Here is an 18,032-nt window from a genome sequence, read left to right on the forward strand (position 1 = left end):
CGTTTGCGCGGTTGCGCGGACCGATCAATTTTCCGTGTGGACGATATCGGGCTCGAAGTTGACCACCAGGCGGTAGCTCTGGCCCGGGCGCATGACCAGCGGGTGGTCGCGCACGAGGTGCTGGAGGTAGTGGATCTTGCCGTAGTTGGTGCGGTAGGTCGGATCGTTGGTGACGACCTCGGTGTCCTGCCAGACGCCTTGGAAGTCGTCCTTCTGCACGGTGCAACGGTGGCCTTCGGCGCCGAGGGCGATGGCGCTGCCGACGTGGTATTTCGAGTGGGGCGCGGCGATGGCGAGGACGTAGCGGAACTTGGTCAGCTCGACCTGCTGCTTCACGGTGTAGGTGAACTCCGCGCTAATCTTAGGGCCGGCGAAGTTCCATTGAACTTTGACGGTGCCGAGGCCCTTGAGGATTTCCTCCTTGGTGTTGATCAACTCGGGCTGCTCGTAGCGGAAGTAGAAGCTGTTGCGCAGACCGAGGCCGGTGACGCAGTTCTTGCCGTAGAAGGCGGGCAGGGTGACCTGCTCGACGCCGCCGACGTTGAACGTGAGCTCGGGGAGCATGATCGGTGCATAGACGTTGTTGGGCCAGTCGAACACGCCGGGGCAGTGAGGGAAGGGCAACGAATCGCTCGTGAGTGTGGTGCCGGAGCTGATGAGCGGGATCTGCGCGTGGAGGCCGCTCTCGGCATCGCGATAAAGGAAGAGGCCCTGCTCTTTGCGGTTGGATTTGTCGAAGATGACAAAACGGCCGACGGTGCGGTTGCCCTCGGGGGGCTTGGGGGCGCCGGTGGGAACCGGAACCTGCACGGCCTTGGCGAGGCGCGCCCATTGGCACAGGTAGCGTGCGGCGTCGAAATTCGCCATGCGCGTGGTGTGGCTGCTGTAGGCGGTGCGCTCTTCGTCGCGGAGATCGACGAAGCCGTGCTCCTGATCCAGGTAAGTCTGGTAGAAAAACACGAAGAGGCGGCGGAGGAGATCGAAGTATTTGGGCTTCTGGTCCTCGAGGATCCAACCATCGCGGAGACCCTGGAGCACGAGGCTGATGCAGTGCATCTGGCCGTAGGCACCGGCGGCGCGGCCGAAGGCCCAGCCGAGACCGTCCTGACGGACGAGATCGGGCATCATTTTCAGGTATTTCTCGGCATAGGTGCGGAGGGTGGGGAGCTTGCGATCGCGCACGCCGGAGTTGGCGTGGAGCTGCAACGCGGAGCGGGTGAAGACAAACGTCATCACGCCGTAGAGATTGAAATTACCGCCAAGGCCTTCGGTGGAGTCGTCGAAGAAACCGGTGGAGCTGGTCTGGTTGATGCGATCAACCATGCGCTCGATGAGGCGGGAGGTTTCGTCCTTCTTGGAGAGGCCGAACGAGTAGCGGGCGACGGCCTTGGCGACGTTGAACGCCTGCCAGTGGTTGTCGTGGTCGCTGCGATGGAGGAGCTGTTTGTCGATGCGGACTTGGGTCTCTTCGACGAGACGCTCCCAGACGGGATTGCGTTCCTTGGAGGGACCGAAGCACAGGAGGCCGAGGGCGGCGTAGGCGAGACCGTTCTCGGTGGCCGGCTCGGTGAACATCTGGGCGGTCACGCAGCGGGCGGTGAGATCGATGAGATCGTAGCCCTTGAGGGTGGTTTCGCCGGTGGCGCGGTAGTATTCGCCTAAGGTGTAGGCAACGTGACCGGGTTCGTCGGCACGGGGCTCCTCGCCGGGAGCGGGCAGAATGCTGCCGTCGGGTTGGATGGAATCCAGGTTATGGCCGAGAATCGATCGGGCCATGTCGAGACACTGCTCGGAAAAACTATGCATGCGTAGTGGTTTGTCTGCCAAGGTCTGCCGGGCGCATCGGGCGAACGGCGAAAAGGTAAGAATGTTCAGGTATTGAACCAGTGGAGCAAGAGGGAAGTTGGCGTTTTTTCCGACGGGGCACGCAGCTTAACTGCGACAAGCTTGGCCTCTGGTGCGGGTGCATGGATCACGCGGTGGCAATCTCGTCCGGGTCCGGTGCGTGCCTGGCGAAATAATCTTCGCGGAGCACTCTGTGGATTGCGTCTTTTCCTATAGAATAACGGAAAGCATCAAATCGGCGTGCATCGTATCAACCGCGCGGTTGAAGCGGTGATCATCGGTCGATGGCGACAAACAAAAAGGCGCCGGGCTCGAAAGCCCGGCGCCTTTGGAAAGCGACCTGATCGTTGTTTAGACGATGTTCACCTTGCGGTGGACCTTGTCGAACTCGACCTTGCCGTCCGTGAGGGCGAAGAGGGTCCAGTCGCGGCCGATGCCGACATTCTTACCGGCGTGCAGCTTGCTGCCGCGCTGGCGAACGATGATGTTGCCGGCGATGACGGCCTGGCCGCCAAATTTCTTAATGCCGAGACGTTTCGAGTGGCTCTCGCGACCGTTGGAGGTCGAGCCTGCACCTTTTTTATGCGCCATGGGATGTGTTTTCCTTTAAAGGGTTGTTAGATGATCAGGCTTTGATGGCCTCGATCTTGATGACGGACAGTTCCTGGCGGTGGCCGCGCTTCTTTTCGTGGCCCTTGCGCTTCTTCTTTTTGAAGACGATGACCTTGTCGCCGCGCTTGTTTTCGAGGATCTTGGCGGTGACAGAAGCACCGGCGAGGAGAGGGGTGCCGATTTTGAAGGCGGCGCCTTCACCAGCAGAGAGGACGTCGGTGATCTCGACGGTGGAGCCGGCTTCCGTGTTGGGGAAACGGTTTACAATGAGAATGTCGCCTTCGGTAACAGCGAACTGCTGGCCTTGGGTTTTGATAGTCGCTTTCATAAATAAAAGGGAGAACTAAGAGGTTTTGGGCGGGGTCACGCAAGTAGATATTTGGGAATTTATAAACCCGCGCGTCAGATGGTATTCATCGCCGGATTTGGATAGCGGAGCGACGCTAAACTCACCTAGCTTTTCCACCTGTGAATATTTCCCCTACCCCTCGCGTTGCGGTCGCGTTTCTTACCGTAGCCTCCTTTTTTTGCACTACCCGTCAGGCAGTTGCGCGCGTGGGCGAAACCCGTGACACGGTTGAACGCCGCATCATGCAGCCCAACTTGGGAAAGGCGTTTTTCCGCGGAAAAGATAAGGATAACCGGGATGCCGAACGCGAGCGTCAGCGCGAAGAGCGCGACCAGCCGTTTAACGAGACCAAGAAATTTTATCCGCCCGATACGGCTGAAGGTGTTTACTGGAAGTCGGCGCTCGCGAACCAGCTCAGCAGTGAAAACGGCTGGAAGGTCCATGTTTTTTACGCGGGCGGTCGCTCCATGGCGGAGGCTTATCAACGCGTGGGCGAATCACTCAACGAATTCGAAGTGCGTGCTTTGTTGAGTGCCAATCGCGGCGCTTCCTCGTGGAAGAAACTGTCGAGCGAAGGCGGCGGCACCAATGGCATCGGTTATGATTACGAGTTGGAAGACGGCTCGATGCGGGCGAAGCAAAAGGGCAACTGGCTGATGATTTTTTCCACGCGGCTGGATAACTATGTCGTCGAGCAGCAGAAGGTCGCGAAGGAGATCCGTGACCGCGAGACGGAGCTGCAAAAGAAAGAACAGCAGGGCAAGGCGCCGGAGAGCGTGATGGGTTTCTGAGACGTCGGGCGATGGACATAAAAAAGGCGACGGTTTCAACCGTCGCCTTTTTTGCGGGCAGGAGCCTTGAGTAATTGCCGTGACCTCAAGGGGTCTTTTTCGGTGCGGCGGCTTCCTTGGCTTCCGCATTTAGAATGTCGACCTGCATGTAGTAATGTTCGCGGCGCTTGTAGTCGGGAGCCATGACGGCGCGGGGCAACAGCACGACAGGCTTGGCGGCGAGTTCGGCCTCTTTGGCTTCCTGTGCCTTGAGAGCGGCGAGACGGGCCTCCTCACGATCGGCGGCGTCCTGCTTCTCCTGTTCGGCGGCGGCGAGTTTGGCCAGCGCATCGCGACGGGCCGCTTCAACTGCGGCGGCTTCCTTGGCGCGGAGATCGGCGGCTGCCTTGGCGCGACCTTCGAGACCTTCAGCTTCCTTGGCGGCCTTGGTGCGTTCTGCGGCGGCGGCGGCCAGTTCGGCTTCGGCGGCGAGGCGGGCGGACTCGGCGGCGGCTTGCGAGGCGCGACGGCGTTCGAGTTCGGCGGTGGCGGACTCGGCATCCTTGCGGGATTTTTCAGCGGCGAGACGGGCGGCTTCAGCCTCGGCGGCGGCGGCTTCGGACTGGCGGCGTTCGGCATCGGCCTTTTCGGCGGCGGCGATTCTGTCCTGGTTACTTTGCTCGGCCTTTTGCTTGTAGGAACGATAGCTGATGAGGCCGCCCAGCGAGAGGATGAAAAGTAGAATGAGGATGATGAGGAATGTTTTTTTCATAAAGTGGGACTGTGGAGAGGACCGTGTTGAGCGAAAGTGGTTCGGGCTAAATTACAGCGGAGAACGTCGCCTGAATGCGGAAGCTTCGTAATATATGAAGCAGGCAAAGGCTTGAGCGAGACGTGTGCCATGTTCAAGCCAAGGTTGGCCGTGCGACAGTGAAGCCGTCCGTCCGGTCAAATGGCTCAAAGCTTTTGTTTTTTGGCGGACGGCGATGGTTTGATGAACACGTAGTCCACCAAAATACTGAGCCCGAAAACACCACCGAGGGTGCGGATGTTGCGCATGGCGCCGACGACGCTGGAGAGCGGACTGGAAGCGCGTTCGTGGACGCGTGTGAGCAGGAGGCAGGCGAGCAAGGCCATCACCGGGAGCACCAGAAAAACCTGATGATAAACCTCAATGGGCGAGCTGTTGCCCTGCAGAAGATGCTGGAGGATTTCGCCGCCTACAATCGGGCCCATCGCGGTGATCAGTGACGTGATCGCGAGATTGGCGCTGATGGCGAGGGTCTTGGCATGCGGCGGAATGATCTTCAGTTGAAGATTAAACAACGAAAGGACGAAGCCTGCGCCCATGACGCCGCCATAGCTCCACATGCCGTAAAGCAACCAGCTGTTTTCAGGCGTGAGCACGCACCACAGGAGGTTCTGCACCTGCCACGCGATCATGCAAAACAGCATCACGGGTTTGTTGCCAAACCGGTCGGCAAGGGCGCCCCACGCGGGAGCGGATACCGCGCCGCCCACGCTCGAGAGAATCACCAGTGTGCTCACATTCTGCACGGAAAAGCCAAGCTGCTTATACATGAAAATCGCGTAGAACGGCCCGAAGGTGCTCGCGGCAAATCCCCACGCCGCACCGTAGGACACCAGCCAGAGAAACGGCTTGGTCTCGAGCAACGCCCGCACTTGATCGCGCCACGGAATACGGGTCTCGGCTCGGTCGTTGACGGGTATTTCGGCGTGGATTTTTCGCTGCAACAGGACCGATGCCACCCGTAAAACCACCGCGCTGCCGAGGACGACCTGGAAGGCCACGATCGAACCGCTGAGTTCGCCGATCAACCAGCCTGAGAGCACGAGAAACAAGATCTGGGCAACCTGCAGGAGGCGGTTGCGGCGGCCGAAATATTTGCCGCGCAGGCGCACCGGCACCCATTCCTGCACCCACGACATCCAGCTCACACCGGTCAGCGCGGTCACCGCGGCCGAGACCGCGAACAAAGTGATGAACCAGCGGCCACTGATCTGCGGTTGATCGATGGGTAGAAACGAAAGCATCACCGCCATGATTGCCCAGCACAGCGCTTGCAACGAAGAGGACGCGACCGAGACCGCTTTTGGCGAATAGGAGCGGTTCACCAGCGGCATCAGAAACGCCTGGGCAAAATTACCCCAAAACGGCAGCGACGCGATCAGGCCGTAAGTTGCCGGCGGCAGTTGAAACATTTCCACCAACAGGGCCGCGATGATGAAGTTGCCCGGTTGCAGCAGATAAACAATCGGTGTCGCCGCAATGCCATCATAGGTGCAATGGCGCAGATTGTGACGGAGCGTCGAGGTGGACATGGCGGGCGTGGGGCGGTTAAAAACTGACCTCCCTGTTAATGCCATGCCTCCCGTAATAGAAGCCAAAGTCGTCCGATCCAAAAATACGGTTGCATTGGCCCGCAGTCTCCTCGGCAAGGTGCTCGTCGCCACGGGCGCTGATGGAGTTGTGCGTCGGGGCCGAATCTGCGAGGTCGAGGCTTATCACGGTGAAACCGATCTCGCCTGCCATGCGAGCAAAGGCCGCACGCGCCGGACCGAGGTGATGTATGCCGCCGGCGGTGTGTGGTATGTTTATCTCTGCTATGGCGTGCACGAGATGCTCAATCTCGTCACCGGCCCGGCAGACCAGCCGTCGGCAATTTTGATTCGCGGTGTCGAAGGGATTTCCGGCCCCGGCCGGCTGACGAAGCTCCTCGGGATCGACCGGCGTTTTAATGCGAAACCCGCCGCGCGCACCACGGGACTATGGCTTGAAGATGATGGTTTCAAGGTGCCGCGGGGCGCGATCAAAGCCACGGCTCGCATCGGCGTGGCCTATGCGGGAGCTGAATGGGCGGCGAAACCGTGGCGCTTTTATTACGCGCCGGCCGCGGTCACGGTTTTGCGGGCGGCTGGTAGTCGGTGAGCACGGCGTAAGCGGTGCCGACTTTGAGCTTCACCTCGAATCGCAAGGGCAGGCGGTCGGCGTCGGCCGACACCCATACGCGCACTTCGCCACCACGGCGGAACATACCCTTGGGTTCGCCAATCATACGAGGCATCAGCAGCACGGTTTTGCGTTTTCCGGAGGGCGTGGAGATCGTTTCCTCGCGCTCGGCAGTGATTCGGAGCTGGTAGAAATCCTTGTCGAATAACACGAGTACATCACGGGACTGACCGGGTTCGAGCGCCCAGGAGCGGGTCTGAATCAGGCTGGTGATGAAATCCATTGGCATGCCCTCGGGCATGGGAAACGAGCTGTTGCGCGCGGGTTCCAGGTGATCGACGTAACTCGCTTCGTTCTTGGTGTAGTCGAAGGTGATGGAGGCGTTGGTTTTGTTTTTCTTGGCCTGCGTCGTGGCGGTGGCGTTGAGCAGACGTCCATCGTGCGCGTCGAACAACATCTGTGCCTCGCCGTCGAAACGGTAAAGCAACCGCACGAATCCCTGGGTCGCGCTGGTGGTGGTCATGCGCGTGTGCGACCGGCCGGCGATCGTCTCTTCAGTCGCGGTGACCTTCATGTCGCCGGCATGGCCCAATAATCCCCAGCCAACGCGGTAGGTGAGCGATTCGCCGGGTTTGAGCACTTCGACCGATTCGTTAGCTCGTGCGGTTGGTGAAAACGCGAGCAGCACCAACAAAATCGCCGGCAGAAATCGGTGGATGAAGGTCATCGGTGGGGCGTGACGAAGATCAAAACGCAACGGATGTGTGATCGTCCATGTTAATCAGGACGGACGTCTTCGGGTGCGGTGATGAATGCCCCAGCCGCCAGCCGTGCGCACGTCGCGAGGGTGTCGATTTCGGCCACGGTCTTATCGGTGCGTATCCGCGCGATGCGGGGAAAGCGCAGCGCATAACCGCTTTCGTGGCGTTTGCTCGGCTGGATGGAGTCGAAGGCTATCTCCAACACGGTATCCGGAACCACGCTGCGATACCGGCCTTTTTCCTCGATGGTATTTTCGAGAAAATGTCGGGTGAGTTCGGCAATCTCTACGTCTGTGAGGCCTGAATACGCCTTGCCGATCGTGAGCAACCGGCCGCTCGCTTCGTCACGGATCGAGAACGTGTAATCGCTGAGCACGCCCTTTCGTTTGCCATGGCCGTATTCGACGCCGACGACCACCACGTCGATTGTCGCGTAGGCTTTTTTGAGTTTCAACCAAGCCAGTCCTCGTCGTCCCGGTGTGTAGGCGCTGAGCGGATCCTTGGCCATCAGTCCTTCGTTGCCCCGCTGGCGGGCGGCTAGAAAGGCCGCTTCGATTTCGACTTCGGTGCGCGCCTGCTGCACGGGGGCGAGCGTGAAACGCGTGTTCGCGACGGGACTGATGGCGAGCAATGCGGCCAGTGCGGTGCGGCGACCGGCAAGCGTGGTTTTCAAAAGGTTGATACCGTTTCGCCAAAGCAGGTCGTAACAGGAAACGGATACAGGGATTTCCTCGCCGAGGAAAAAATCGTCCCCTTTGCGACCGAGGCGTTTTTGGAGTTCGGCGAAGGGCAGGGCGCGTCCGTCGCGCCACGCCAGCAACTCGCCGTCGATGATGAAGTCACCCGGAAGCGTGTGCGCGGCGGCGGCCAGATCGGGAAACTGCGCGGTGATGCGGTGGAGATCGCGGGAGAATAATTCAACTCGTCCGCCATGTTTGTGAACCTGGCAGCGGATGCCGTCGTATTTCTCCTCCAGCCAGACGGGGGCGCCGAGTCGTTGGAGAATCGCGCCCGCCGTGGGCTCCGGACTCGCCAGCATGAATTGTAACGGGTGAAAAACCTGCAGCTGGATTTGCTCCAGCCGGTTTTCTCGAGTGGCGCGCACGACCTCGGCAATATCGCCGCAAAGCAGATTGGCTTCGCGCACCGTTTCAACGGGACGACTGGCGGACGCGGCGATGGCTTCCTCGACGAGGCCTTCCTTGAGGCCGATGCGCAAATCGCCGGTGATAATCTTGATGAGATATTTTGCGGCGGCGGGCGAAAGGGCGCGCAGTCGTTCTTGAAGGAGGGAAAGTTTGGCTGCAGGTCCGCGCGCGTCGGCGAGCGAGCAGAGGAGTTGGGCGATGTCCGTAAGCGGTGTCGGTTGCGGCTCGGTATGTCCGGCGAGAATCGCTTCCGCCGTATCGCCGCTGTCACTGTAACGCAGATAAGCGCGCCGGTAATCCCCTTCGTTTAAGCCGGTGACGTCGAGCAAGGCGCGCTTGATGACCGACCATCCTAGATTCAGCGCACGACTCTCCGTCTGTGGAAAGGGACGTCCGGTAAAATACAACGCGGCGAGCGCGGCGTCTTCATTTCCCAAGCTCGCGAGATAGCGGGCCAGCAACGCGATTTTATCAAGTTTCCCCGAGAGTGATTTGAGCTGCTCGGCGGTTTGCGCAAAACTATCCAGTGAGTCGGACGCAAAGGCGGCTTCCGGTGTTGCTGCCGTTGGTCGAGGAGCGGGATTTTCAGGGAATCCGAGTGTTAGCGGCATTTCCAACTGGTTGTCCTGTCCGATCGCCCAAGCCTCGATTCCACGATCGCGCAGCGTGCGGGCAAAGTCGCTCGCGAAACCGTGCAACGTGAGCACGCGTCGGGGTTGCACGAGGTCGACGAAGCGCAACAGGTCGTCGTAATCGGCGTGGTCGGAGAGCGGGAAGGCCGCGTCACATTGATAGCGAAACCGGGCGCCCGGATCGAGTGCCCAACCGGTGATCATGGCGGTGCGCCGGTGCGGGATTTTCTTGATGAAAGATGACGCCGGACTTTGCGGCGGACAAATCACGACATGGCCGGCGAGTTGGTCGGCATCGAAAACCCGGTAAGGCGGAAAGCTCATGCCCAGCTCTTCGTAGACTCGAGTGAGTTTGAGGGTTTGCGGATGCAGCATCGCGGGCAGCCCCGCGCCAGCGAGACCACTCAAAATTTCCTGGCTCTTGCCGAGACTGTAACCGAACAATACGGGCGTTTCCCCGTCTTCGATCGTCTGCCGGCAGAAGTGAATGATCGCGCTGATCACCTCCGCTGTGGGTGGCAGAACGTAGTGGGGGCGCCCATACGTGGTCTCCATGATCACGAGATCGGCTCGTGGAGTGTCGCAGACTTCGGCGGAAAGTCCTCGGCGAAGTTTGAAGTCGCCGGTGTAGAGCAAACGCCCGTGCTCGGCGTGCTCCAAAAGAATTTGTGCGGAGCCAAAAATGTGTCCCGCCGGATACAGGGTAACCGCGATCTCCGGTGTGAGCGATTCCGTCTGATTAAAGGGCAGGATATGCTCGCGACGTTCGCCAGGCATGCGCGCGCCCATCAGTTTTGAGGTGCCTTCCGAGCACAGGATTTCGCGATGCGGGGCGAGGTGATCAAAGTGCGCGTGGGAAACGAAGGAGCGGTCGACGGGATGGTGCGCGTCGAGCCACCAGCCGGCTTGCGGCAGCCACAGACCATTTCGAAATTGAACATCCCACGCCATGTGTCCGGTAAGATTCACTCGGACCTGCGCAACTCAAACCCGTTGCCCGAAAAATCAGGATTTCGCGTCGATCGAGTATTTCCCCGGTCCCGTGAAAAGCAGCCCAAGGCACACGATGGTCATTGCGGCCGGATGCGCGGCGGCATCCCAGCCGGCGAAGGGGTAATATTTCCAAATCGAGGCGACCGCCATGGTCACGAAAAGCGCGAGTGAGACCGGCCGGTGCGCGAGGCCGAGAATCATCAGTGCGCCTCCGGCCGTCATGACGAGCGCGGCGGCGAAACCCCACGCCGTATGTCCGAAATCAATTTCGAGATAACTGAGCGCACGGCCCGTGGATTTCCATTTGTCGGGACCGCCCATCAGACGGGGAAATCCGTGCACGCACATGAATAACGCGCCGATGCCACCGCGGATGATCAGCAGTCCCGCATCAGAACAGCGGTCGAGTGACTTCCATTGGAAATTCATAGTCTTAATCCCAGGGCGGCCAAGCCTAGTAAAACCAACATTCCAACTCCCACCAGGATCCAAAAAATGTTCACAGGGCGGCGGGCTTTTGCGGCATCCGTCGAATCGTGTTCATCGGGCAGATCAAGGTCGTCGTAGATTGAGGTTTCACGCCAGCCGGTGCGTTCATCTGCACCGCATTCGGGACAGGCGCGGGCGTTACGCGGAATCGATTCTCCGCAATTGGCGCACTCGTCGGGCGGCGGCGTGGAGCGACTCATGCAAAACCCTTCGTTGGCTCAGGCCTCTTTTTTGACGGGGTGCGCCGGCTTGAAGTATTTGCGCTTAACGAGACGCCAGGCCGTCACAAAGAACGCCGTGAGCGGAATCGCCAGCACCATGCCGAGGATGCCGCTGAGTGCGGTGCCCCAGAAGAAAATCGATACGATGATCGCCACCGGATGCAGACCGGTGCGGTCGCTCATGATTTTCGGGGTGAGATACCAGCCCTCGATGTTCTGCACGATGATGAAGACCAGCAGAACCAGTCCCACCAGCGGCATGCCGCCTTCCGGTTGGAGCAACGCGAGGGGAAGGGCGATACTCAGACCGATGATCGTGCCGAGATAAGGCACGATGTTTAGAATGCCGAGGACCAGTCCGATGATGAGGCCGAACTTGAGGCCCACCACGCTGAATCCGATCGCCAGCATGGCGCCCATGATGAGGCCGATGACGAGTTGACCGCGGAAAAATGAGACAACGATGGAAATGAATTCACGAACCAGAAACACCACGTCGTCGCGCACGGACGGCTTCAGGAAAGGAAGCTGTTTCTCCATGTTCTTCGTGGGTTCGCCACGGGAGAGCAGGAAAAAGAAAAGGTAGATGGGCACGACCGCGAGATGGGCGAAGAATCCGAAAATTCCCATCACGCCATGTCCGGCTGATTTCAGCGAGGGGATCGCGTGTTTCGTCATTTCTTTTGCCTCGGCGAGCAAGCCGTCCACCGCGCTCTTCACCGTGTCGTTTTCGAGCTGCTTGTGGGCGAGTTCGATCCATTGCGGATAATGCTGCTGCACATACTCGATCGCCTGTTTCCAGAACTCCGGAACATAGGCGATGAAGGCGAGCACCTGTTCCACCAGAGGCGGGGTGATCAGCAAGGCGGCACCCGCGAGAACCAAAACAAACGCACCGTAAAGGGTGATCACCGCGCTCAGGCGTTTGAGCTTCAGGCGAGTTTCCAGCAACTCAACCACGGGGCGCATGATTAGCGCCATGATTCCCGCGACGGCCAGCGGCCAGAGCACGCCGGAGAAGTGGCCCACGACAAACGACAGCACGACTAACACGCCGACGAGCAGGGTGATCGAGGCCACCAGTGCGAACAGACCAAGGGCAAAGCCCACCAACTTTCGTTGTGGCGGAGTAAGCAGGCGCTGTTCGGAAGTTTCGGACATGGCGCAAACAACAGGGAACCGCACCGCCGGACGCCAGCCGAAAGGAGGGCGGCACCCATCGGGTTTCTGCCGTCTTGCGTTCACGGTAAATTGGATACCGTGTCGATTTGCCACATGCAGGCCGCCACCCACATCCACGTCAAAGGTGCCCGTGAGCACAACTTGAAGAACCTCGAGGTGCGCATCCCGCGCGGAAAACTCGTGGTCGTCACCGGGCCGTCCGGCTCCGGCAAGTCATCGCTGGCGTTTGATACGATCTACGCGGAGGGCTACCGCAAATACATGGAGTCTCTCTCCACTCAGGCCCGCCAGGTCCTTGAGCAGCTCAAGCGGCCCGACGTCGATTTTATCCACGGTTTGTCTCCCGTGCTGGCCATCGAGCAGCGCACGGGCGGCGGCTCGCCGCGCAGCACCATCGCGACCGTTACCGAGATCGCCGACTACGCGCGACTGCTCTGGGCGCTTCACGGCGAACAACGTTGTCCGAAGGACGGCGGCCGCGTCGTGCAACGTTCCCTGGACGACAATGTCGCCCGCGTTCTCCGCGAAGTGCCGGGCGAGCGCATCATGATTTTGGCACCGGCGCTCAAGGCCAAGGCATCCGTCCTCCGCGACGAATTGCCACGTCTCCGCCAGCGCGGGTTTCAGCGCGTGCGCCTCGACGGCGAGATTAAGAACCTCGACGATAGCGATCTCCTGCCCGCCGGCACGCGCACGGCCGAGATCCAGGTTGATCTGGTGATCGACCGACTGGTTGCGGTTGCCGATCAACGCAGCCGGCTGGCCGACTCCCTTGAACTTGCTTTCCGCGAGGGCAAGGACCGCGTCTTTATTCTCGCTCAAAAATCGTCCGCTACCCCTTGGCGCGAGATCGGGCTTAGCCAGTCACTCGCCTGCGAAGTGTGCGGCGACGTGTTTGAAAAACTCACGCCGCGCCATTTTTCGTTCAACCACTCCGAGGGTGCGTGCGGCACGTGTGGCGGACTCGGTCGGAAGCTCCGTTTCATTCCCGAGCTGGTGATTGCCGATCCGGAAAAATCTGTGCGTGGCGGTGCAATCAAGCCGTGGCGCATCGGCGGAAAAAATCTCATCATCAAACACAACGCCCAGCTGCGTCAGCTGGCCGAGCAAATCCCGTTCGATGCGGACACGCCGTGGAAAGACCTGCCGGCGAAGACGCGCGAAATCCTGCTCAACGGGGCGGGGGAGCGCTTGTTTGCCTTTAAGCTGAAGCGCATGCGCGAGCCCAAGGCCATGCCGTTCTCCGGCATCATTGGTGACCTTGAAGAGAGCTTCCGCGAAACCGAGAGCGATGGATTTCGCGCGCGTCTGACGACGTTCATGATCAGCGGCGAGTGTCCCGAATGTCACGGTTCGCGTCTCAACGCCCGCAGCAGCGCCGTCACGGTAAATGGAAAAAATCTGCCGGCCTTCTTCTCTTTCGATGTGGGCGATGCCCACGCTTTCGCCACGGCTTTGGTCGTCGAGCTGGCCGGCAACGAGGCGTTGAAGGAAATCGTCACGGGCATCGAGCAGCGACTGCTCTTCCTGTTGGAAACCGGACTGGGTTATCTGACCCTGAGTCGGGATTACGACACGCTCTCCGGCGGCGAAGCCCAACGTGTGCGGCTGGCCACGCAACTTGGTATGGGGCTCATGGGCGTGATCTACGTGCTCGACGAACCGAGCATCGGCCTGCACCCGCACGACAATCAAAAGCTGCTGGAAACGCTTCGTGAACTCCGTGATCGCGGTAACACGGTGCTCGTCGTCGAACACGATGAAGACACCATGCGCATTGCCGACGAGATCATCGAACTCGGGCCCGAGGCCGGCACGGAAGGCGGGAGCATTTTGTTTCAGGGCACGCCGGCTGAGTTGATGAAAATGCCGGCGAAGCTTTCACGCACCGGCCCGTTCCTCGCGCGAAAACAATTTGTGACGAAGGACGTCGCCACAAAGAAGGCGGACGGACTTTTCCTCACCGTGCGCGAGGCGAGGGCAAACAATCTCCGCGACGTCGATGCGCGGTTTCCCGTCGGGCTGCTCACGGTCGTCACCGGTGTCTCCGGCTCCGGCAAAAGCACGCTCGTCAACGATGTGCTCGCCGCGGCCGCCGCACGCAAACTCAACGGCGCGACGCGCATCACGCCGGGCCTGCATCGTGCCATCGAGAACCTCGATCATTTCGAAAAACTCGTGCAGGTGGACCAGTCTCCCATCGGCCGCTCGCCGCGTTCCAATCCCGCGACCTACGTCGGTTTGCTTGATTTGCTGCGCGATTTGTTCGCCCAAGTGCCGCTGGCCAAAGTGCGCGGCTACAAGGCCAGTCGTTTCTCCTTCAACGTGCGCGGTGGTCGTTGCGAACGCTGTCAGGGCGATGGCGTCATCAAACTCGACATGCAATTCATGGCCGACGCCTACGCGCCGTGTCCGAGTTGCGGCGGACGTCGTTTCAATCGCGAGACGCTTGAGGTGCTTTTTCACGGCAAGTCCATTGCCGATGTCCTCGATATGACCGTGCGCGAGGCGATGATGCTGTTCCGCAACATCCCGCGAGTGATGGACAAACTGGAAACGCTCAACGCCGTCGGCCTCGGTTACCTCACGCTCGGCCAGTCCGCGACGACACTTTCGGGCGGCGAGGCGCAGCGATTAAAACTCTCGCTGGAGCTGAGCAAACGCCAGCAAGGCGGCACGCTCTACATCCTTGATGAGCCGACGACCGGCCTGCACTGGGTGGACATTCAACACCTGATGGACCTGCTGTTCAAACTGCGCGATGCGGGCAACACGCTCATCGTGATCGAGCATAATCTCGATGTGATTGCGCTGGCCGACTGGATTATCGACCTCGGTCCGGGCGGTGGCAGTGCGGGTGGAGAAGTGGTTGCCTCCGGCCCGATCGCGACCATCGAAGCGGAGCCGCGCAGCCTGACCGGCGCGGCGTTGAAGCGCTGGCGCAAGGGCGCCGCTTAAACCTTCTCCGCTTCTTTGCGGATACGGCGTTTGCGGCGCCAGATCAGAAACCCGATCACCGCCACCACGACGATCACGATCGCGGCCCAGCCGGCGTATTGGTTGGTCTTGTGGAGCGAACGGTTGAACAGCTCGATGTCGTCGTGGAATTTCCCCCACATCCAGTGGCCCAGCCACACGAACACGGGCACACTGATCAAGGCGGCCAACCCGTCGAAAAATAAAAATTTCACGAAGGGGACCTTCATCGAACCCGCCGTGAAAAAAATCGGCGCACGCAGGCCGGGCAAAAAGCGTCCGATGAAAAGTCCCATCGAGCCGTTCTTATCAAAAAAATCGACGACCTTTGCCTGTTTTTGCGGAGGAAAAATCCGTTGGAACCAACGCGACGTAAGCACCCAGCCGCCAACATGCCGCCCGGCCAGAAAAGTAATCGTGTCTCCACCCAGCACGCCCGCATACATCAACGCGCTGATTTCGATCCAGGAGCGCCCGTCGATTTGGCCGAGCACGCCCGCGGTGATCAGCACGATGTCCTCGGGAATCGGCAGACCCAGCCCGCAGAGCAACAGCACAATGAACGGCCCCCACAGGGAAAGCGGGGAGTTCTGGAAGTAGTTGAGGAGGGTCTCAAACATGAAGGGGAGGTTGCATCAAACACCGGGCGTGGTCGTTGCCAAGGGTTTAAACAGGAGAGTCCGCCGGACGTTCCCTCGATTCGGGGAATAGAGTTGAAACTTTGACGGTTTCGCGTGTAGGTAAGCGCACATTTGTTTAGGCGAACCCGAGGCGTCGGGCTGAGAGTGGGACACGTTCCGTCCCTAAAGTCTTCGAACCTGATGCGGTTAGCACCGTCGAAGGGAAAACGGGATTCGTCGCGACAGTTGCGGCGGGTCCGGAACTCCTGATGGCGTTGTCGGCCGCGGCCCTCAATTCACCCATCCTCATGTCCACATCCGCCACCAAGACCGAAGCTGCCGACTCCTCGGCCAACCGCCGCGAGTTCCCCGCGTCCACCCGCGTTTACATCACCGGCAGCCGCCCCGACATTCGCGTGCCGATGCGTGAGATCGCGCTCTCGCCGACGAAGCTTCCCAATGGCACCGAGGTCCCCAACGAGGCCGTGCGCGTTTACGACACCTCCGGCGCGTGGGGCGACTCCGCTTTCCATGGCGACGCCACCCAAGGTCTGCCGACGATCCGCCGCGACTGGATCCTCGAGCGCGGCGACGTCGAAGAAGTAGTCGGCCGCGAAATCAAGCCCATCGACGACGGTTATCTCTCCGAACAACACCGCGCGCAGGCCGAGGCCGAGGGCCGTCGCAACGCGATCAAGTTCTTCGACCGCAGCCAAAACAAAGTCCTCCGCGCCAAGGCGGGCAAGATTGTCACCCAGCTCCAATACGCCCGCGCCGGCATCATCACGCCCGAGATGGAGTTCATCGCCATCCGCGAAAACATGAAGCTCCAGCGTTCGCGCGAACTGCTCGAAATGACCGAGGAAGGCCCGCGCAATTCCCTCTGGCGCCAGCACGCCGGCGAATCCTTCGGCGCCTCGATCCCCAAGGAAATCACGCCCGAGTTCGTCCGTTCCGAAGTTGCCCGTGGTCGTGCGATCATTCCGGCGAACATCAATCATCCCGAGCTCGAGCCGATGATCATCGGCCGCAACTTCCTCGTTAAGATCAACACCAACATCGGCAATTCCGCCGTCGCCTCGTCGATCGACGAAGAGGTCGAGAAGATGCGTTGGTCCGTCAAATGGGGTGGTGACACCCTGATGGATCTCTCCACCGGCAAGAACATCCACCAGACTCGCGAGTGGATTCTCCGCAACTGCCCCGTGCCCGTCGGCACCGTTCCGATTTATCAGGCTCTCGAAAAAGTCGGCGGACGCCCCGAGGCGCTCACGTGGGAGATTTTCCGCGACACGCTGATCGAGCAGGCCGAGCAGGGCGTCGACTACTTCACGATCCACGCCGGCGTGCTCTTGCGTTACATCCCGCTCACCGCGCGCCGCATGACCGGCATCGTTTCCCGCGGCGGTTCCATCATGGCGAAGTGGTGCCTCTCGCACCACAAAGAGAACTTCCTCTACACCCACTGGGACGACATCTGCGACATCATGGCCGCCTACGACGTGTCGTTCTCCATCGGTGACGGCCTGCGCCCCGGCGCCATCGCCGACGCCAACGACGAAGCGCAATTCGGCGAACTCAAAACCCAGGGCGAACTCACCAAGCGTGCCTGGGCGCGCGGCGTGCAAGTCATGAACGAAGGCCCCGGCCACGTTCCCATGCACATGATCGCGGAGAACATGCAGAAACAGCTCGAGTGGTGCGACGAGGCTCCGTTCTACACGCTCGGGCCGCTCACGACCGACATCGCTCCCGGCTACGACCACATCACCAGCGGCATCGGTGCCGCCATCATCGGCTGGCACGGCTGCGCGATGCTCTGCTACGTCACGCCGAAAGAACACCTCGGCCTGCCCAACCGCGACGACGTGCGCACCGGCGTCATCACCTACAAGATAGCAGCCCACGCCGGCGACTTGGCCAAGGGACACCCGGCAGCCCAATACCGCGACAACGCGCTTTCCAAAGCCCGCTTCGAGTTCCGCTGGCAGGATCAGTTCAACCTCTCGCTCGATCCGGACCGCGCCCGCGAATACCACGACGAAACCCTCCCGCAGGACGGCGCCAAGACCGCGCATTTTTGTTCGATGTGCGGACCGCAGTTCTGCTCGATGCGTATCACCGACGACATCCGCAAATACGCCGACGAGCATGGACTGAACTCCGTCGAAGCCATCGAAGCCGGCATGAAAGAAAAGGCCGACGAGTTCCACGCCACCGGCGGCGAGATCTACGTCGAAGAGAAAAAATGACCGTCTTCGTCAATGATCAGCCCCGCGCCCTCGCGAGCGGCGCCCAACTCGCGGATTTGCTCCGCGAACTGGGCTTGGCCGAGCGCAAAGGCGTGGCCATCGCCATCAACGACGAGGTCGTGCCGCGTTCAACGTGGCCGACCCGCGCGCTCGCCGAAGGCGAACGCATCCTCGTGATCCAAGCCACCCAAGGCGGCTAACGTTCAGCGTC

The 18,032-nt window shown here is 60.4% G+C and carries 16 protein-coding genes and 1 riboswitch; of the genes, 5 read left to right on the forward strand and 11 right to left on the reverse strand.

The genetic code is table 11. The features are described from left to right. Nucleotides 1-24 precede the first annotated feature (24 nt). The 3 genes from FPL22_RS02125 to rplU all read right to left on the reverse strand — a co-directional run bounded on the left by FPL22_RS02125 (nucleotide 25) and on the right by rplU (nucleotide 2,785). Nucleotides 25-1,806: a hypothetical protein gene (locus FPL22_RS02125; RefSeq protein ID WP_238991284.1), complete on the reverse strand. Its 1,782-nt coding sequence runs from the start codon at nucleotides 1,804-1,806 to the stop codon at nucleotides 25-27. A gap of 390 nt (nucleotides 1,807-2,196) precedes the next feature. After that, nucleotides 2,197-2,436 (reverse strand): 50S ribosomal protein L27, encoded by a 240-nt coding sequence (rpmA, locus tag FPL22_RS02130; protein ID WP_144228470.1) that lies wholly within the window; start codon nucleotides 2,434-2,436, stop codon nucleotides 2,197-2,199. Nucleotides 2,437-2,470: 34 nt separating this feature from the next. Next, entirely contained in the window at nucleotides 2,471-2,785 is a 315-nt protein-coding gene (rplU, locus tag FPL22_RS02135; RefSeq protein WP_144228471.1) for a 50S ribosomal protein L21, read from the reverse strand. Nucleotides 2,786-3,048: 263 nt separating this feature from the next. Here rplU and FPL22_RS02140 point away from each other — a divergent pair, with 263 nt between their 5' ends. After that, complete coding sequence (locus FPL22_RS02140; protein WP_144228472.1) at nucleotides 3,049-3,597, forward strand: hypothetical protein; 549 nt, start codon at nucleotides 3,049-3,051, stop codon at nucleotides 3,595-3,597. An 85-nt stretch (nucleotides 3,598-3,682) separates the two neighbouring features. On the opposite strand, the gene FPL22_RS02145 is transcribed toward FPL22_RS02140, so the two are convergent. Next, nucleotides 3,683-4,348, reverse strand: a complete 666-nt coding sequence (locus tag FPL22_RS02145; RefSeq protein ID WP_144228473.1) for a chromosome partitioning protein ParA — start codon at nucleotides 4,346-4,348, stop codon at nucleotides 3,683-3,685. A 185-nt stretch (nucleotides 4,349-4,533) separates the two neighbouring features. Continuing rightward, nucleotides 4,534-5,919, reverse strand: coding sequence for an MFS transporter (locus FPL22_RS02150; RefSeq protein WP_162525158.1), 1,386 nt, complete (start codon nucleotides 5,917-5,919; stop codon nucleotides 4,534-4,536). Between the two features lie 43 nt (nucleotides 5,920-5,962). Between FPL22_RS02150 and FPL22_RS02155 the strand changes: the two genes are divergently transcribed. Next, entirely contained in the window at nucleotides 5,963-6,526 is a 564-nt protein-coding gene (locus FPL22_RS02155) for a DNA-3-methyladenine glycosylase (RefSeq protein WP_144228475.1), read from the forward strand. On the opposite strand, the gene FPL22_RS02160 is transcribed toward FPL22_RS02155, so the two are convergent. Genes FPL22_RS02160 through FPL22_RS02180 form a run of 5 tightly spaced genes read right to left on the reverse strand, consistent with a single transcriptional unit; the run spans nucleotide 6,495 to nucleotide 11,952 of the window. Beyond that, a complete protein-coding gene (locus FPL22_RS02160) occupies nucleotides 6,495-7,274 on the reverse strand; it encodes a DUF3108 domain-containing protein (RefSeq protein ID WP_144228476.1) in 780 nt (259 codons plus the stop codon). The two genes, FPL22_RS02155 and FPL22_RS02160, sit on opposite strands and share 32 nt — an antisense overlap. A 50-nt stretch (nucleotides 7,275-7,324) precedes the next feature. Next, on the reverse strand, nucleotides 7,325-10,057 hold the full coding sequence (locus FPL22_RS02165) for an ATP-dependent DNA ligase (RefSeq protein WP_238991285.1): 2,733 nt from the start codon (nucleotides 10,055-10,057) through the stop codon (nucleotides 7,325-7,327). Nucleotides 10,058-10,093: 36 nt separating this feature from the next. Beyond that, on the reverse strand, nucleotides 10,094-10,510 hold the full coding sequence (locus FPL22_RS02170; RefSeq protein WP_144228477.1) for a DoxX family protein: 417 nt from the start codon (nucleotides 10,508-10,510) through the stop codon (nucleotides 10,094-10,096). Continuing rightward, entirely contained in the window at nucleotides 10,507-10,770 is a 264-nt protein-coding gene (locus FPL22_RS02175; RefSeq protein ID WP_144228478.1) for a zinc ribbon domain-containing protein, read from the reverse strand. The genes FPL22_RS02170 and FPL22_RS02175 overlap by 4 nt, the downstream gene beginning before the upstream one ends. Before the next feature lie 18 nt (nucleotides 10,771-10,788). Next, complete coding sequence (locus FPL22_RS02180; RefSeq protein ID WP_144228479.1) at nucleotides 10,789-11,952, reverse strand: AI-2E family transporter; 1,164 nt, start codon at nucleotides 11,950-11,952, stop codon at nucleotides 10,789-10,791. A gap of 114 nt (nucleotides 11,953-12,066) precedes the next feature. Here FPL22_RS02180 and uvrA point away from each other — a divergent pair, with 114 nt between their 5' ends. Next, nucleotides 12,067-14,931: an excinuclease ABC subunit UvrA gene (gene uvrA / locus FPL22_RS02185; RefSeq protein ID WP_144228480.1), complete on the forward strand. Its 2,865-nt coding sequence runs from the start codon at nucleotides 12,067-12,069 to the stop codon at nucleotides 14,929-14,931. Here uvrA and FPL22_RS02190 read toward each other — a convergent pair. Continuing rightward, nucleotides 14,928-15,569 (reverse strand): DedA family protein, encoded by a 642-nt coding sequence (locus FPL22_RS02190; protein ID WP_144228481.1) that lies wholly within the window; start codon nucleotides 15,567-15,569, stop codon nucleotides 14,928-14,930. The two genes, uvrA and FPL22_RS02190, sit on opposite strands and share 4 nt — an antisense overlap. Nucleotides 15,570-15,697: 128 nt before the next feature. Continuing rightward, nucleotides 15,698-15,811, forward strand: a riboswitch (TPP riboswitch). A 66-nt stretch (nucleotides 15,812-15,877) separates the two neighbouring features. Between FPL22_RS02190 and thiC the strand changes: the two genes are divergently transcribed. Together thiC and thiS are read left to right on the forward strand one after the other, a co-directional pair. After that, nucleotides 15,878-17,821 carry a phosphomethylpyrimidine synthase ThiC gene (thiC, locus tag FPL22_RS02195; RefSeq protein ID WP_144228482.1) on the forward strand — a complete coding sequence of 648 codons (1,944 nt, stop codon included), beginning with the start codon at nucleotides 15,878-15,880 and terminating at the stop codon, nucleotides 17,819-17,821. Further along, complete coding sequence (thiS, locus tag FPL22_RS02200) at nucleotides 17,818-18,021, forward strand: sulfur carrier protein ThiS (protein WP_144228483.1); 204 nt, start codon at nucleotides 17,818-17,820, stop codon at nucleotides 18,019-18,021. Before thiC ends, thiS begins: the two co-directional genes overlap by 4 nt. The last annotated feature ends 11 nt before the right edge of the window (nucleotides 18,022-18,032 follow it).

This window comes from Rariglobus hedericola (assembly GCF_007559335.1).
Taxonomy (GTDB): domain Bacteria; phylum Verrucomicrobiota; class Verrucomicrobiia; order Opitutales; family Opitutaceae; genus Rariglobus; species Rariglobus hedericola.